The sequence below is a fragment of the Acinetobacter sp. 1294243 genome (assembly GCF_000588015.1).
Classification (GTDB): domain Bacteria; phylum Pseudomonadota; class Gammaproteobacteria; order Pseudomonadales; family Moraxellaceae; genus Acinetobacter; species Acinetobacter pittii.
Window position 1 is genome coordinate 26,527 of record NZ_JFXG01000008.1, and the last position, 16,933, is coordinate 43,459.

Annotated in this window: 19 protein-coding genes; 8 read left to right on the plus strand and 11 right to left on the minus strand. The window is 40.3% G+C overall.

Features of this window, described 5'->3' with window-relative positions; all coding sequences use genetic code 11:
• The 8 genes from rplV to J655_RS15225 form a co-directional block, all read right to left on the minus strand.
• Positions 1 to 330 carry a 50S ribosomal protein L22 gene (gene rplV, locus J655_RS15190; protein ID WP_001982638.1) on the minus strand — a complete coding sequence of 110 codons (330 nt, stop codon included), beginning with the start codon at positions 328 to 330 and terminating at the stop codon, positions 1 to 3.
• 11 nt (positions 331 to 341) lie between these two features.
• On the minus strand, positions 342 to 617 hold the full coding sequence (gene rpsS / locus J655_RS15195; RefSeq protein ID WP_001138119.1) for a 30S ribosomal protein S19: 276 nt from the start codon (positions 615 to 617) through the stop codon (positions 342 to 344).
• A gap of 13 nt (positions 618 to 630) precedes the next feature.
• On the minus strand, positions 631 to 1,455 hold the full coding sequence (rplB, locus tag J655_RS15200) for a 50S ribosomal protein L2 (protein WP_002049686.1): 825 nt from the start codon (positions 1,453 to 1,455) through the stop codon (positions 631 to 633).
• Between the two features lie 11 nt (positions 1,456 to 1,466).
• Entirely contained in the window at positions 1,467 to 1,787 is a 321-nt protein-coding gene (rplW, locus tag J655_RS15205) for a 50S ribosomal protein L23 (protein WP_002049693.1), read from the minus strand.
• Positions 1,784 to 2,386 carry a 50S ribosomal protein L4 gene (gene rplD / locus J655_RS15210; protein ID WP_002049755.1) on the minus strand — a complete coding sequence of 201 codons (603 nt, stop codon included), beginning with the start codon at positions 2,384 to 2,386 and terminating at the stop codon, positions 1,784 to 1,786. Before rplD ends, rplW begins: the two co-directional genes overlap by 4 nt.
• An 11-nt stretch (positions 2,387 to 2,397) precedes the next feature.
• On the minus strand, positions 2,398 to 3,036 hold the full coding sequence (gene rplC / locus J655_RS15215) for a 50S ribosomal protein L3 (protein WP_002117051.1): 639 nt from the start codon (positions 3,034 to 3,036) through the stop codon (positions 2,398 to 2,400).
• Positions 3,037 to 3,094: 58 nt separating this feature from the next.
• A complete protein-coding gene (rpsJ, locus tag J655_RS15220) occupies positions 3,095 to 3,406 on the minus strand; it encodes a 30S ribosomal protein S10 (RefSeq protein WP_000070912.1) in 312 nt (103 codons plus the stop codon).
• Between the two features lie 253 nt (positions 3,407 to 3,659).
• Positions 3,660 to 4,388, minus strand: coding sequence for a type 1 glutamine amidotransferase (locus J655_RS15225; protein WP_002116949.1), 729 nt, complete (start codon positions 4,386 to 4,388; stop codon positions 3,660 to 3,662).
• A 168-nt stretch (positions 4,389 to 4,556) separates the two neighbouring features.
• Here J655_RS15225 and J655_RS15230 point away from each other — a divergent pair, with 168 nt between their 5' ends.
• From J655_RS15230 to J655_RS15255, 7 genes are all read left to right on the plus strand, one after another.
• Positions 4,557 to 5,747, plus strand: a complete 1,191-nt coding sequence (locus J655_RS15230; protein WP_032052622.1) for a PLP-dependent transferase — start codon at positions 4,557 to 4,559, stop codon at positions 5,745 to 5,747.
• 42 nt (positions 5,748 to 5,789) lie between these two features.
• Complete coding sequence (locus J655_RS15235; protein ID WP_032052623.1) at positions 5,790 to 7,337, plus strand: helicase HerA-like domain-containing protein; 1,548 nt, start codon at positions 5,790 to 5,792, stop codon at positions 7,335 to 7,337.
• Positions 7,327 to 7,479, plus strand: a complete 153-nt coding sequence (locus J655_RS25165) for a hypothetical protein (protein ID WP_014207750.1) — start codon at positions 7,327 to 7,329, stop codon at positions 7,477 to 7,479. Before J655_RS15235 ends, J655_RS25165 begins: the two co-directional genes overlap by 11 nt.
• Before the next feature lie 2 nt (positions 7,480 to 7,481).
• On the plus strand, positions 7,482 to 8,246 hold the full coding sequence (locus tag J655_RS15240) for a globin domain-containing protein (RefSeq protein WP_032052624.1): 765 nt from the start codon (positions 7,482 to 7,484) through the stop codon (positions 8,244 to 8,246).
• 87 nt (positions 8,247 to 8,333) lie between these two features.
• Entirely contained in the window at positions 8,334 to 8,771 is a 438-nt protein-coding gene (locus tag J655_RS15245) for an RrF2 family transcriptional regulator (protein ID WP_002116968.1), read from the plus strand.
• A 100-nt stretch (positions 8,772 to 8,871) separates the two neighbouring features.
• Positions 8,872 to 9,648: a ribosome biogenesis GTP-binding protein YihA/YsxC gene (yihA, locus tag J655_RS15250; protein WP_002116788.1), complete on the plus strand. Its 777-nt coding sequence runs from the start codon at positions 8,872 to 8,874 to the stop codon at positions 9,646 to 9,648.
• A 124-nt stretch (positions 9,649 to 9,772) separates the two neighbouring features.
• Positions 9,773 to 10,723, plus strand: a complete 951-nt coding sequence (locus J655_RS15255; protein WP_080973545.1) for a metal-dependent hydrolase — start codon at positions 9,773 to 9,775, stop codon at positions 10,721 to 10,723.
• Positions 10,724 to 10,768: 45 nt separating this feature from the next.
• Here the strand turns inward: J655_RS15255 and J655_RS15260 are convergent, their stop codons facing one another.
• Both J655_RS15260 and J655_RS15265 read right to left on the minus strand, forming a co-directional pair.
• Positions 10,769 to 12,034 carry a dicarboxylate/amino acid:cation symporter gene (locus J655_RS15260; protein WP_032052625.1) on the minus strand — a complete coding sequence of 422 codons (1,266 nt, stop codon included), beginning with the start codon at positions 12,032 to 12,034 and terminating at the stop codon, positions 10,769 to 10,771.
• Between the two features lie 109 nt (positions 12,035 to 12,143).
• Positions 12,144 to 13,016, minus strand: coding sequence for an acyl-CoA thioesterase (locus J655_RS15265; RefSeq protein WP_032052626.1), 873 nt, complete (start codon positions 13,014 to 13,016; stop codon positions 12,144 to 12,146).
• A 275-nt stretch (positions 13,017 to 13,291) separates the two neighbouring features.
• Between J655_RS15265 and plsB the strand changes: the two genes are divergently transcribed.
• The gene (plsB, locus tag J655_RS15270; protein ID WP_032004809.1) at positions 13,292 to 15,865 is read left to right on the plus strand and encodes a glycerol-3-phosphate 1-O-acyltransferase PlsB; all 2,574 of its coding nucleotides are present in this window, start codon (positions 13,292 to 13,294) and stop codon (positions 15,863 to 15,865) included.
• A gap of 46 nt (positions 15,866 to 15,911) precedes the next feature.
• Here the strand turns inward: plsB and J655_RS15275 are convergent, their stop codons facing one another.
• Positions 15,912 to 16,895, minus strand: a complete 984-nt coding sequence (locus J655_RS15275; RefSeq protein WP_032006482.1) for a putative solute-binding protein — start codon at positions 16,893 to 16,895, stop codon at positions 15,912 to 15,914.
• Between the last annotated feature and the right edge of the window lie 38 nt (positions 16,896 to 16,933).

A 16,933-nucleotide genomic window follows, 5' to 3' on the forward strand; every position in this document is an offset into this window, starting at 1 on the left:
TCAAACCCCTACCTTAACGGTGATGTGACAAGTACGCTTAGTAATACGATCTGCACGGCCTTTAGCACGTGGCATAATACGTTTAAGGCTCATGCCTTCGTCAACGTAAATCGTAGATACTTTAAGATCGTCAACATCTAAACTGTTATTGTGTTCAGCGTTTGCAATCGCAGATTCCAATGCTTTTTTTACTAAAACAGCAGCTTTTTTATTGCTGAAGTTTAAGATATTTAAAGCATGCGCAACAGATTTGCCGCGAATAAGATCTGCAACCAAACGTGCTTTCTGTGCCGAGATAGCGGCACCGCGTAATTTAGCAGTTACTTCCATCATGACACCTATTAACGTTTAGATTTCTTGTCAACACCGTGACCACGATAGGTACGAGTTGGCGCGAATTCACCGAGTTTATGACCAACCATATGCTCAGTAACAATTACTGGAACGTGGTTACGACCATTATGAACAGAAATTGTTAAACCAACAAAATCTGGAAGGATCATCGAACGACGAGACCAAGTTTTAATCGGCTTGCGAGAGTTACTAGCAACAGCCGCTTCAACCTTAGCGAACAAGTGCGCATCGACGAATGGGCCTTTTTTCAGAGAACGAGGCATTAGTCAGATTCCTTTACTTGACGCGACGGTCGCGAATAATCATCTTAGTCGTACGCTTATTGGTACGTGTCTTGTACCCTTTAGCTTTTTGACCCCATGGGCTTACAGGTTGAATACCTTTGTTACGCCCTTCACCACCACCGTGCGGGTGATCAATCGGGTTCATCGCCATACCACGTACGGTAGGACGAACACCACGCCAGCGCGAAGCACCAGCTTTACCCAATGAACGAAGGTTGTTTTCTTGGTTAGAAACTTCACCAATTACAGCGCGGCATTCAACATGTACTTTACGCATTTCGCCTGAACGAAGACGAATAATTGCGTAAGAACCATCACGACCCAACAACTGAACAGAAGCACCAGCAGAACGCGCTAATTGCGCACCCTTACCAATTTTAAGTTCAACGTTATGAAGTGTAGAACCGATCGGCATATTACGAAGTGGCAAGCAGTTACCTGGACGAATTGGAGCATCGTTACCAGATTGTACTTTATCGCCAGCACGTAAGCCTTTAGGTGCGATGATATAACGACGCTCACCATCAGCATATTTCAACAAAGCAATATGTGCTGTACGGTTTGGATCGTATTCAATACGCTCTACAACAGCTGGGATGCTGTCTTTGTTACGTTTGAAGTCAACGATACGGTAGTGTTGTTTATGACCACCACCAACGTGACGAGTAGTAATGTGACCGTTGTTATTACGACCACCAGTACGTTTTTTAGCTTCAACCAACGGTGCGTAAGGAGCGCCTTTGTGAAGATGGTCATGAACCACTTTCTCTACAAAGCGACGTCCTGGAGACGTTGGCTTACATTTTTGAATCGGCATAATTTTCGTCCTTATTCCGCTGCGCTTTCAGCGGTATCGCCCAAGTCAGCCATTTCAACATCTTGGCCAGCTTTCAGGGTGACGTATGCTTTTTTAACATCAGAACGGCGTCCCAATGTACGACCAAAGCGCTTAGTCTTACCTTTAGTAATAGTTGTGTTAACTTTAACAACTTCTACACCAAAAAGTTTTTCAACTGCTTTTTTGATTTCAAGTTTAGTAGCATTGATGTCTACTTTAAATACTTGAACACCAACAGTATCACCTAATACTTGTGCCTTTTCTGAGAAGACTGGTCCTTTTAGGACTTGATAGATACGTTCGTTGTTCATCCGAGTTCTACCTCAATTTTCTTAGCAGCAGCTACAGACATCACAACTTTATCAAACGCGATCAAGCTTACAGGATCGATTGCAGTTGCATCTACCACATCTACATGCGGAAGGTTGCGTGCTGCAAGATATAAGTTCTCATCTACAGCGTCAGTAACGATTAATGCACGAGCAGCATTTAAGTCGTTAAGCTTTGCAAGCAATTCTTTAGTTTTTGGAGCTGCAACTGCAAACTCTTCAACTAATACAAGACGATCTTGGCGAACAAGTTCAGCTAAGATACATTGCATTGCACCGCGGTACATCTTACGGTTTACTTTTTGAGACCAATCTTGTGGACGAGCAGCAAAAGTTTTACCACCGCCAACCCAGATAGGGCTACGAATAGAACCCGCACGAGCACGACCAGTACCTTTTTGACGGAATGGCTTTTTACCACCGCCAGAAACGTCTGCACGTGATTTTTGAGCACGAGTACCTTGACGACCACCTGCTAAGTAAGCAGTAACAACTTGGTGTACAAGAGCTTCGTTAAATTCACGTCCGAAAGCAACTTCAGACAATTCAACAGCAGAGCCGGAAACAGTTTTCAAATTCACGGTATTTCCCCTCAGGCCTTGATGGTAGGACGTACAATCACGTCACCGCCAGTTGCACCAGGAATTGCACCTTTAACAACTAAAACAGAACGTTCAGCGTCAATAGATACGATTTCAAGACCTTGTACTGTTACGCGTTCATCACCTAAGTGACCAGCCATTTTCTTGCCTTTGAACACGCGCCCAGGAGTCTGGTTTTGACCTGTAGAACCTAATACACGGTGAGAAACTGAGTTACCGTGAGTAGCGTCTTGGGTACGGAAGTTCCAACGTTTAACACCACCTTGGAAACCTTTACCTTTTGATTGACCAGTTACGTCAACTACTTGACCAACTGTGAACAAATCAACGCCAATAGTACCGCCAACTTCACGGCCTTCAAGCTCAGCTTCAGTAACACGGAACTCTTTAACTAAACGACCAGCAGCAACACCAGCTTTCGCGAAGTGACCTTTCTGAGCGTTAGTTACGCGAGATTCGCGACGTTCACCAGTAGTTACTTGAACAGCTTGATAACCATCAGTTTCAAGTGTTTTGATTTGCGTAATGCGGTTTGGATCGACTTCGATGACTGTAACAGGTACAGAAACACCTGCATCTGTAAAGATGCGAGTCATACCACATTTGCGACCGACTAAACCAATAGCCATGTGCATAAACCTCTAAAAAAGCGGCCTAATTAACTTAGAAGTTAATCAACCGAAAGCCTTAACCCAAAGCGATCTGAACATCAACCCCAGCCGCAAGATCTAATTTCATCAATGCATCAACAGTTTTATCTGTAGGTTGAACGATATCGATCAAACGTTTGTAGGTGCGGATTTCGTACTGGTCACGCGCATCTTTGTTAACGTGCGGTGAAGTAAGAACGTTGAAGCGTTCGATGCGAGTAGGCATCGGAATTGGACCACAAACTTGTGCGCCAGTACGCTTAGCGGTTTCTACGATCTCTTGAGCAGATTGATCAATCAGACGATGATCAAAAGACTTCAAACGGATACGAATTCTCTGGTTAGACATACCAGTAAACTCCAAGCCAAACATATAAAGAATCACCCTTGACGCATCTCACCTATTGGTAAGTGTCAAAGGCAGTGAAAATCACTAAGGTCATGATCGATGCCACGACTGTAATGCACATTTACTACTTTCTTCGCAGTAAATGCCCCTCCTTTTGAGGGTCGCCCATTATAACGATTGTTTAAGTCTTATGCAATTCTCTTTTTCTATTTTTTGTTCAAAACGCACTTTAACCTAGTATTCTCAACTCACTCTAGGCATTTATGACAAATTCAATCGCTTTATTTAAGAGTTGATTACCTTGTTCAAATTTTTGTGCTTCTGAATATTGCAGTTCACTCACAGGCTGAACATATTCCCCATTAAAAATAGATAGCTCTTCTTCATTTTCAAGCAAGAGTTCTAACGTTGCTGGCGTCATTTCTGGATGAAATTGAAAACCAAGCACATTTTTTCCAATTTGATACATCTGATTACGACAAGCTATATTCTCGGCTAAGTGTATAGCACCTTTGGGTATTTCAAATGTCTCGCTATGCCACTGCATCACCTTTATCTTTTCAGGCAATGGAAAGCTGTCTTGAGGTAAATTTGCTACCCTTTGAACTGTCGACCAGCCAAGTTCCTGATAGCGGTTTCGACTGACTGCAGCGCCTAGTGCATTAGCAATTAGCTGCCCACCCAAACAGAGACCTATAGCAGGCTTTCCTGCTGCTAAATAACGACGCAACCATCTTTTCTCTATCTTAAGCCATGGATAATTCGCCTCATCATTTACACTCATGGTGCCACCCATGACTAATAATAAGTCAACCTCATCAATTTGTGGTAAAGCTTCTATTTCAAGTGACCGATCAACCGGAAGTGCAAAAAACTCCGTAGAACTAATAGTCGCGTGGTGAGCTTTTAAAAATGAATAACAACTCCCAAAACCCTCACCCGCGATATGTTGAAAATAATGAACTCTTAAATGCGACTTCATGCGCTTAAACCTATTGTTGTTAGAATGTTGTAGTGGTCTTTGCAAAAATAAAGCCAAGTTTTTGTTTTATAGGTCTACTGTAACGAAACGTCTTACAAAACTTTATAAATCTAGCGAAGAATTTAAATTTCTCTTAATCTAACTTTATCATTTAAAACATAACGCACTATGAAAAAGCATAACGATTTCCAGACTCGTCTCATTCATGCCCCAAGAAAGGCTCCGCAATTCATTGAAACAGTGCAACCTCCCTTATTTCGCGCATCAACTATTATTTTCAAATCAACTTCGCACCTTTTTGATCGTCACTGGACGGATAAGTATGACTATAGCTATGGAACACATGGCACCCCTACTACATTCACCTTAGGCGACAATATTGCGCAAATTGAAGGTGGTTTGCATTGTTTGCTTGCACCAAGTGGCCTATCCGCAATTAATATTGTGAACTCAGCATTTTTAAGCACTAATGATGAAGTATGGGTTCCAGACAATATTTACGGGCCAAATCTAGAACATTTAACTTATCTACAAAGTCAATATGGCATTATTGTTAAAGTATATAACCCCATTGACGCTGCAAGTTTTCAACCCACCGAAAAAAGTAAACTATTATGGTTAGAAGCTGCAGGTTCGGTTACTTTAGAATTCCCTGATCTTAAAAATTTAGTCAAGAAAGCTAAAAAGCATGGTGTATTGACAGCTCTAGATAATACTTGGGGAGCTGGGCTTGCGTTTAATGCTTTCAATTTTTCTGATGAACATCTATCTGTCGATTTAACCGTTCACGCACTAACAAAATATCCAAGTGGTGGTGGTGACATCTTAATGGGTAGCATTGTAACTCGTGATGAGAAACTTCATCACCGCTTATTCCGTACGCATGCTATTTTGGGCATCGCAATCTCTGGAGATGATGCAGCTCAAGTTCAACGCAGCCTTGCTCATATGTCTTTACGCTATGAACAACAGTCAGCTAATGCTCACAATCTACTTAAATGGCTAAAGAACCAGCCTCAATTTGCACAAGTTCTACACCCAAGTGATGAATCCTCACCAGGCCATCAATATTGGCAAGAAATCTGCATAGACGGTCAAAGTGCTGGCTTAGTGAGTGTTATTTTTAAACCTGAATATGACATTACAGCAGTACGTCGTTTCTGCGATGCATTAGAGTTATTTAAGCTCGGTTTTAGCTGGGGTGGACCCGTTAGCCTGATTATGCTTTATGATTTAAAAATGATGAGAAAACTTGAGAATACACATTTACAACAAGGATTATTGGTTCGATTCTGTATAGGACTAGAAGATCCGCAAGATTTGATACAAGATATCGAAAATGCACTGAAACAACTGTAAAACGACAAGATTATAGTGACTCAAACCATAGGATAAAAATATATGGGTACACCGATTGTTATTGCTAAAAATATTAAGGACACATCAAAAGAAATTGTTTTACTTCCCCAGTTTGCTAACCGTCATGGACTTATTGCAGGCGCCACAGGTACAGGTAAAACAGTTACGTTAAAAGTTCTAGCAGAGAGTTTCTCTCGAATCGGTGTGCCAGTATTTCTTGCCGATGCTAAAGGCGATGTTTCGAGTCTTGCAAAAGCTGGTGAAGCTTCCGATAAATTTAATGAACGCTTAAAACTTTTACAAATTGATAGTGTTCCATTCGCAGCGAACCCAGTTGTTTTTTGGGATTTATTTGGTCAGCAAGGCCATCCTATCCGAACCACTATTTCTGAAATTGGGCCAATTTTATTGGCTCGCCTGCTCAATTTAAATGATACCCAAGAAGGGGTGTTATCTGCTGTATTCCGCATTGCAGATGACCAAGGTCTACTATTAGTCGATTTTAAAGATTTAAAAGCCATGATCACTTTTGTGAGTGAACATGCAGCTGAGTTTAAAGCCGAGTATGGTAATTTATCTCCAGCCAGCCTAGGTGCCATTCAGCGCAACTTACTCGCTCTTGCCGACCAAGGTGGAGAACAGTTCTTTGGGGAACCAGCTTTAAATATTCTGGATTTTATCCAAACCGATGCAAACGGACACGGTTATATCAATATTCTTGCTGCTGACAAGCTCATGAATACACCTAAGTTATATGCCACTTTCCTCTTATGGATGCTTTCAGAGTTATTTGAACAGCTACCAGAAGTGGGTGATATGGATAAGCCTAAACTCGTGTTTTTCTTTGATGAAGCTCACTTGTTATTTGATAATGCCAGCCAAGCTCTACAAGACAAAATTGAACAAGTGGTACGTTTAATCCGCTCCAAAGGGGTGGGTATCTACTTTATTACTCAAAACCCCCTCGATTTACCCGAAAGCGTTCTTGGTCAACTTGGTAATCGCGTTCAACATGCATTACGTGCATTCACCCCTAAAGATCAAAAAGCTGTAAAAACCGCAGCAGACACTTTCCGTGCTAATCCCGAGTTTAAAGTTGATGAAGCTATTACCCAACTTGGTGTTGGTGAGGCACTCATTAGCTGTCTAGATGAGCAAGGTACACCACAGATTGTAGAACGTGGTTGGGTTATGCCTCCGTACTCTGCATTTACACCGATCACTCCAGAAGAGCGTCAGACTTTAATCTCGCAAAGTATTATTGCTGGGGTTTATGAACAAGCTGTAGATCGTGATAGTGCCTATGAAATGCTACAGAATAAAGTTGCTGAACGCGAACAACAGCAGCAAGACGCCGAACTTGCAAAACAACAAGCTAAAGAACAAGAAACTTTAGCAAAACAGCAAGCTAAAGAGCAGGAACGTTTGGCACGTGAGCAATTAAAAGAGGAAGAAAGAGCAGCCCGTGAACGAGCTAAACTCACACAAGACATTGTGGGAACTTTTGCCAAAAGTGCTGCACGCAGTTTAGGAGGAAGTACCGGCCAAAAACTCGTAAGGGGCTTGCTCGGCTCTTTATTTGGTAAATAAAAATATTAAAAAAATTGCGTTAATTTTAGGGGATTTTATATCCCCTAATTTTTTTATGGTTTTTTATAAAAAAGTTATTGCCATTAATTTTTTAAAGATGTATTTTAAATACATCTTATATAGCCAGATAAATAAGGTCTAGCCATGACTCCACAACAAATTGAACTTGTTAAATCTACTGTACCGGTTTTACGTGAACACGGCGTTACGCTGACTACATACTTTTATAAGCGCATGCTTAATAACAATCCCGAATTAAAAAATGTTTTTAATTTAGATGACCAAACCAGCTTACGTCAGCCACGTGCTCTTGCAGCTGCTGTACTTGCTTATGCAGAAAATATTGAGAACCCTACCGTGCTCGCTAAAGCGGTAGAACGCATGACTACTAAACACGTGAGCTTAGATATTCAACCAGACCAATATGCAATTGTTGGGGACAACTTGCTTCATTCAATTAGTGAAGTACTCAACGTGCCATTCGAATCAGAGCTTATTGAAGCGTGGAAACAAGCATACTTACAGTTGGCTGATATCTTGATTGGTGTTGAAAAACAAAAATATGAACAACTTGAAAGCTTAAAAGGTGGATGGGCTGGCTGGCGTTCATTTGAAATTACTCAAATTGATCCTTTGGAATCTGGCAAACGCTTCACTTTAAAAGCAACTGACCATGAAGACGTACTGACTAGCCCAGCAAATGCCTTTATTTCAGTTAAAGTACAAGTTCCCGAGCAACAACTTGAACAACCGAAAGCTTTTAAATTTACTGAAGCTCAAGAAGATAACTCGTATCACTTTGAAGTGCAGCCTGAAGAAAATCATACTGAGTTTTCAGTTGCTAATATTCTACTTGAGCATTATAGAGTTGGTGATCAAGTACAGGTTTCAGCCCCTTTAACGCTGTAATGTAAAAACCTCTTGCCTGAAAGTTTTCTTATTTAGACTTTCAGGCTAAGATGATCATCCTTTTAATCTCTTCCATTTTTGGTGATCATGCAGCTTAATAAATTTACCGATTATGCATTACGACTCTTAATGTATGTTGCACGCCCAAGTGATGCACCCTACACGATTGCAGAAATCGCGAAAGATTTGCATGTTTCACAAAACCATCTAGTTAAAGTTGTTCACTTCATGGGCAAGCAGGAATGGATTATTACCATTCGTGGAAAAGGCGGAGGAATTCGCTTAAATCCAGATGCACTTAACTCAAATTTAGGTTCAATCGTTCGAATATTACAGGGCGACAATCAAATCGTTGAATGTAATACACCACCTTGTGTATTACGCAGTCACTGTGGTTTAAAAGGTATTTTAGATCAGGCTTTAGAAAGCTTTTATCAAAGTCTAGACCAATACACACTCGGAGAAGTTTTGCAGCAATCAAAATCTGCTCCTGCCAACTCCCCTATTGCATTTTTACAAATCTAAGCTCTACTGATTTTGATAAGTCGACTTATTGAAAATTAGCAAGAATACCCAAGCTCCTTTATACTAGGCGCGAGCCCTCTCATTTAAAAAGTTATTTTTTATGCGTCGTAGTGAAAAATCGAAAGACACCAAAGCCAGACTCGCACCCAAGCAAAAGATCAGCTATGAAAAGAAACCAGATCCAGCGATCACGGCATATGCTGTGCAATCACTCAACTGGTTACGCCAAGCTGAGTTTCTAATGAGTGCACCTAAATTGGCACTTTGTGTTGAAGATAGTGGCTACGAGATCGCTTTTGCAGGACGCTCAAATGCCGGTAAGTCCAGTGCTATCAATGCACTAACCAACAAAAAACAGCTAGCACGCGCCTCTAAAAAACCTGGCCGTACTCAGATGATTAACTTCTTTAGTCTAGGCAACCCCGATCAACGTTTAGTCGATCTTCCTGGCTATGGCTATGCAGCCGTACCTGAAGATATGAAACGAGTATGGCAAAAAGAATTAGAGAACTATTTAATCCATCGTAAAAGCTTACAAGGCTTAGTATTACTTATGGATATTCGCCATCCTCTACAGCATTTCGACATGATGATGCTAGAGTGGGCTTATTCACGTCATCTCTTTGTTCATATTCTCTTAACGAAAGCAGACAAACTTAATCGTGGCCCTGCAAACAAAGTGCTATTAGAAGTTAAGCAACAACTGAAAAAAATGAAGCTTGATTTCTCGATTCAACTTTTCTCCTCACTTAATAAGTTAGGTTTAGAAGAGCTAGCAAGTGTTATGGCTGGACGCCTGCATTTTACGCTTGATCAAGAGCCGGAATTTGACGTTGACGCGATCCCTGAAGCATCAGATGAGGATACTGAAGAGTAAATCGTCAAAACAGATACAATTTCCTTATTAAATTTATTTTCAAATTGGCCCCTATTGCTAAACACAAATGTAGGGGCTTTTTTTATACTCGTTATAACTTCATCGAGTTAAAAATCAGGACTAAATGATGAAATTGTTATCTTTTTTGAAGAACAAGGCTTTAGGTTCTTCTATTGACTATAAAATTCTTCCACGTAAAGTAAAATTTGACTGGAAAGATACCCCTGTTGACTGGATTCCAAATCAGCCTTTCGCAAGTTATTTTATTAATGAAATTAATAACATCTTGCCTGCCGGAGAATTCTGGTTTTGCCGTTTGTACAATAAAGTTTTACCACAAATTAAAGATGAAAAACTTAAACAGGATGTGCAAGCATTTATCCGCCAAGAAGCTATGCATGCCAATGCGCATACTTCTGCCAATAAAGAATATTTAAGCGCACGTAATATTGATATCCAGCGAAATCTGGACATTATGAATTATCTATTTACCACTGCCTTAGCAGATAAACCATTCGACAAAGAAGTCCCTCAATTTCTACAAGGGCAATGGGACCTTTTCCGTTTAGGCGTTATTGCAACTGTTGAGCATATGACCTGTGTATTAGGGAAATATGCACTCTATAACGAGCGTTGGGAAGAATTAGGCGCTGACCCTGAAATGGTTGATCTGGTTAAATGGCATGGTTCAGAAGAAATTGAACACCGTACCGTTGCTTTTGATTTATATCGCCATTTGGGTGGTGGATATATTCCACGCTACTATTTAAGCCTTGCAGTGATTGTACTGGTGCTTGGATTATGGGTAGATGGCGCTGCACATATTATGAAACAAGATCCACGTTTTGCTGATGCTGCTAAATCTAGATTTTTCCCAGTATGGGTTGCTGTAGAATGGTTTAAGATTAGTCGCAAAGATAACCAAGTGCTACCAAATCCATTTTGGCTGATTGCCCAACAAATTGATTACCTCATGCCTTGGTATGATCCAGTTAAAGAAGGCAGCACTGAAGATGCGGTAAGTTATTTATCGCAATCTCCAGCAGCAAAAAGAGCCGAGTTACAAGCGGCTTAAAAATAAAAAAGCAGGATTTAAAATCCTGCTTTTTTATTTAGGAGATTAGACACTGATATCTTTATCTTTTGTATAACGGTCAACAACCACGCTAATCATCATATCACCCTGCACATTTACCACTGTTCTTACCGTATCCAATAGGCGATCAATCGGAAGTAAAATTGCAATTGCTTCAGCCGGTAAACCTACAGACTGTAAAACCATAATCATGGTAACCATACCTGCACTTGGAATGCCAGGGGCCCCTAGTGATGCAATCATTGCTGTTAAACACACAATAATTTGTTGTGTCAGGTTTAAGTCTAGCCCCACCAAATTTGCGACAAACAATGCAGCAGCTGCTTCATATAGTGCTGTGCCATCCATATTAAGCTGTGTACCTAAAGGAATTACAAAACCAGCTGTTTGCGGACGAACCCCTAAGTTTTCCTGTGCGCATTTCATACTAAGGGGCATTGTGGCAGAACTAGAGCTGGTTGCAAATGCTGTAATTAGCGCTGTACGTGTTCCTTTGAAAAAAGCCCAAGGACTCATGCGGCCAAAAATCCAAAGTAGTAACGGTAAAACAACAGCGCCATGAAAAATGGTAGTCCCTGTCACTACAACAGCAAACTCAGCCAAACGACTGAGTACCGAAATATCTTCCGTTGCCATTAACTTTGCTAATAAAGCAAAAATACCCAAAGGTGCTAGCTTCATTACCCAGCCGACTAGCATCATCATCATTTCAAAAAATTGATGACTTAATAAGCGAATACTTTTAAAACGCTCACCGCCATGGACTAAAGCAACACCAATAAATAGCGCAAACACCACAACCGCTAAAACGTTACCATCGCTAAACGCTTTAAATGGGTTGATTAATGTATTTTGAATAAAATTAGTGAAAAAACTTGCAGGATTTAAACTATCTGGTGCCTGATAGTTTTGCATAGACGTTTGGAAAATAGAGATATCTATACCGCGCCCTACTTCAAATAGATGAGCACAACTTATACCTAAAATTAAAGCTAATGTTGTTGTAGTAAAACAACAAAAAAAGGTAATTTCCCAGACTGGACCTAACTGCCCTCCCGCCTGCAAATTAGATACACCCACAACAATCGAGCTAAAAATCAAAGGCACCAACAACATTTTAAGCAGCCCAATAAAGACACTACTTAATATGCCTAACCCATATAAACTATGTTTTACAAACGCAGTATCGGGATACAACGTTAATATAAAACCAAAGGTTAAGCCTAAAATGGCAGCAATAAGAATTTGTGTGTTTAAGTTCATATCAGCATTATTTTTTTCAGTTGGCAATCCTTTTGCAAATATGACATGAGCTTGCTTTTCATACGAGCAATTTTTTGTCACATCGTTTCAATTAAAAATAAAAAAGCCATCTAATCAGATGGCTTTATAAATAAGCTTATTGTGTTTCAATTTCCCGCAAACGAATTAAACCCTCTTGCACGGTACTGCATACAAGTTGGCCATTTTGCCACATACGGCCAAAGTTCAAGCCGCGAGAGGCTGCGCTAACGGTTGCTTCCATATCGTAAAGCATCCATTCATCAGCACGCAGCGGGCGGTGAAAATAGATGGCATGATCAATACTCGCACACTGTAAACTTGGAGAAATATAGCTGAGCCCATGCGGTCTCAAAGCAGTTGTCATTAAGGTAAAGTCTGAATAAAACGCAACAATCGCTTGATGGAGGGCAATATCATCTAATTGTTTTGGAATACGGTCATGTGTGCGGATATAGTGCGCATTATAAGGAGCTTCAGGTTGCGGTTGAAACGGATTTACCGGATCAATTGGGCGAATTTCCACATGGCGCTCACGCATGAAACTAGCACGAACATTTTCAGGTACGAAATTTAAAATACCTTCTTTGAGTTCATTTTCAGATTTAAGAGTCTCTGGTGCAGGATACTCTGGTTCTTGATGTTGATAGTTCAAGCCTTCTTCGGGGTTAGCAAAAGAAACCATCGCCGAGAATACAACTCGTCCATGCTGAATTGCACGAACCTGACGACTTACGAAACTCTTTCCATCACGTAAACGGTCTACTTCATAGATAATTGGAGCATTAATATCACCGCCATACAAAAAATATGCATGCAAAGAATGCGCTGGACGATCGGTTGTATAAGATGCCGCACGTAAAGCCTGACCCAAAACCTGTCCACCAAAGACACGTTTACCGACAAGATTACGGCTTATGCCACGGTAAATATTTTCTTCTAACTTTTCTAAAGTGAGAAGATCGACTAGTTCTTGGGTTAACGCATTCATGAGAGATACCTTCATATTTCAGGTAAAAAATCGTATTAAAGTACAGATGTGTAGAATCTATTGTGCCATAAAAAACTATTTGAACATGGAACAATCAGTCAACTTCTGACGAACATTGCTCATATAACAGCTAAAAATACGATTTTTAACGATAAAATATGCCAAAAGCATTATAATTTATAAGAAAGTAGCATATTGTTTTTTTAATAAATGCCGCAAAATAATTACCCTCTGCATTTGGTGCTGGGATTTGTCTTTAAGAAGTAGGAGTTCTTATGTCCAAGAGTGGGTTTGGTCAAATGTATCGTCGGCTTTCGAGTAAACTACTTGACCTCGTGGTAACACCACATGTTCTTGGGGAAGTTCCTACTGAACCAGTATCAGAAACAACAGAAACAGAAGCAAAAACTGACCGCCAAAAAGTGGTTTGTTACGTCTTACAAAACCACTCTCGAAGCAATGCTCTGGTGGTTGATGGAGAAACGCGTCGTTTAAATTTAAAACCTGCGTTAGATCCATTAGTTGTTGGCACTCATCAGGAAAAAGCATCAGTTTTATTTTTACAGCACAATGATGAAAATAATTTACTGAATCCGCCTCCTCATGCTTTTCCACCGCGTTTAATAAAACTGATTGAAGTTTTACAAGAAAACCCTGAACTTGATATAGAGCTTGTTCCGGTTACAGTTTTATGGGGCCGTTCGCCAGATAAAGAAGATTCTTGGTTTAAATTATTATTTTCAGACACATGGGCAACACCAAGCACAGTTAAGCAGCTGGTTAATATTGGTTTGCATGGCCGTCAGTCTTATTTAGAATTTCATGAACCACAATCGCTACGTGAATTGGTTGAATATGCACAGCAGCATTATCCAAATCTTTCACCAGCAACTTATATTGTAAGTACGTTAAATGATTATTTAGACCGTCAGCGTGAAGTCGTGTTAGGCCCCGATTTGTCGGATCGCCGCAATGTCATGCAATCGGTTGTTAAATCTCGTGATGTGCAAGAAGCAATCCGCCGTGAAAGTATTCGCGGAAAAGTGAGCATGCTTGAAGCTGAACGCCGTGCGATTGGCTATGTGAATGAAATCGTATCGGATTATTCACACTCAGCAGTGCGCTTTGCCGATCTTGCCTTAACACGCCTATGGACCCAGCTTTATGACGGCGTAGAAGTACATAACTTTAGTACCGTTCGTGAACTAGCGAAAGACTATGAAGTTGTCTATACACCGTGCCACCGCAGTCACATTGACTATTTACTATTGTCATATGTCATCTATAAACGTGGCTTAATGGTTCCATATATTGCTGCGGGCGATAACTTAAACTTACCTTTTGTTGGACAGCTTCTACGTGGTGGCGGTGCATTCTTCATTCGCCGCTCTTTCCGTGGAAATGGACTCTACACTACTGTATTTAAAGAATATCTATATAGTATTTTGTCACGCAACACGCCTCTTGAATACTTTATTGAAGGTGGACGTTCACGTACTGGACGTTTATTACCGCCTAAAACCGGTATGCTTGCCATGACAGTTCACAGCCATTTACGTGGCCGTGCTAAACCGATCGTTTTCTTACCAACTTATATTGGTTATGAACGACTCATGGAAGGCTCAACTTACGTAGGCGAAATGCAAGGTAAGCCAAAAGAAGCCGAATCTATTTTTGGTATTGTGAAAACCTTACGAAAAATTGAACGTATTTTTGGTAAAGTCCACGTGAACTTTGGTGAACCTGTTTTCCTTGATGATCTGCTTAAGCAACATAATGCAGAAAACGTTTATATCGAGAAAAATGACGACCCAATTCCTCAAGCTGTTTCAGATGCAGTAAATAGCTCTGCACATGCAATTTTAGAAAACATTAACCGAGCTGTGGTGATTAACCCCGTCTCTTTACTTTCTATTATTTTGCTTGCAACTCCAAAGCATACACTTGATGAAGAGATCTGTATTAAGCAGCTTGAAGCTTACCGCAACTTGGCATCAAACTTCCCATATGACCAACGTATGGAAGTAACACCACTTTCTGGTAAAGAAATTATTGCGTATGGTTTAAAGCTTAAACTCATTAAACGTGTTCAGCATGCACTTGGTGATATTATTGCAATTGAAGATAACCAAGCGGTTCTTCTGACTTACTTCCGTAATAACATCTTGCACGCCTTTGTTTTACCTTCTCTAGTAGCATCACTTGTTGAACATAATGGAAAAATCAGTCGTTCAGATTTAACTAATGTCATCTATACGCTCTATCCATTCTTGAAAGCTGAGTTATTCCTTAAATGGAAGAGCAGCGAGCTTAAGGCACAAGTTGAGCAATATGCAGATGCTCTAGTTCAATCTAACCTTATTCAACAAGACGATGAAGGTAATTTGATTAGCTCTGCGCCAAATACTGAAGAGCATAATCAGCTTGTTGTTTTAGCAACGCCAGTTAAGCAAAGTCTTGAGCGTTACTACATGACACTTGCGCTCATTACTCAACGTGGTTCAGGTAATATCTCTGCTAAACAAGTTGAAGAGTTAAGTCATTTATTAGGACAACGTTTATCAGTTCTATATGAATTTAATTCGCCAGAGTTCTTCGACAAAGCTTTATTCCAAAGCTTCTTAAAAGTACTTACTCAGCAAAATTACATTCGTACCAATGACCAAGGCCAAATTGAGTTTGATGACAACTTCCGTCAAATGGCTGCTGGCGCACAGTTGGTGCTTGATGAAGTAACCTTGCAAATGTTGCAGCATATCACCACCTTTACTGACGAAGAATTGAAAGATGCTCTTGAAGCAATGGCATCTCAACAAGCTAAACGCCGTTTAAAACGCAAAAAAGCTTAATGTCTTCAGTCAAAATAAAAGGCAACTTCGGTTGCCTTTTATTTTATTAGCGAATTGGACATTCAAAATAACGTGGATCATCCATACAACGTAAGCGCTTCATAAGCTGAACGAAATAAGCATCGTAATAACCTGAAAGAACGTACTGATTACGTATTTTGGCAACCATTACGTCATAACTTTGCTTCTCATAAAAAGAGACATCTACCCAATAATAAGCAGGTAAATGATTTTCCCATTGTGTCGCACGATTCGTCAGCAATTGGCTATTTTGAACGAACCATCCTCGAATTTTCCGGCCAAAATTAGTAGGATAAGCTTGCGGCTTAATAATTAAATTGACACCAAAATATGCCAAAGGAAAATTAATGACTTGAGTATCTGGTCCAAATTCTTTTTGTAAGTTATACGGCAATAATCCATACACTGGGGCAGCAATAATATCGATTTTATTTTGCTTAAACTGCGCAATCGCGTTAGATAAATCGACATAAACTGGCTGAGCACCTACACTTCGTACCAGTGCTTGTTGTGGTGGATTGTTGGGTAGCACCCCAATACGCTGATTTCTTAATTGAGCGACTCTAGAGAGGTTCTTATTTTTTAGAACCATGTAAGCAGTTCCAATTGGAATCATTCCTATAGCTTCATAATTCTTAGAAACTAACCTTTTCTCGATTGTAGGATGATTTAAAAGCTGCAAAAAGCTTTTGGCCGTACGGTTATTAGGAATAAGTCCTATACCCGCGGTACTTCCCATAAATTGGTTATAACGATAAGTATTGAAATTGGATGCAGCTAAACCCGAACATTTCCCATCATCAAAAGCTTGTATAGCCTGCTGTTCTTTTTGATAGGTAACTACTTTAAATTTGACTTGATATTGCTGGGCATATAGCCGAATGTCATTTAAACGGCGAGTAATATCCCCTTGGGACCCGATAGGATCATAGGCACACCACACCTGATCCTCAGCCCAACTCGCAACAGCTGTTATGCTCAAGATAAGAGCTAAACAAATTTTTTTCACTTTCAACCTTTTTATCTTTATCGGCAATTTGACTGCCT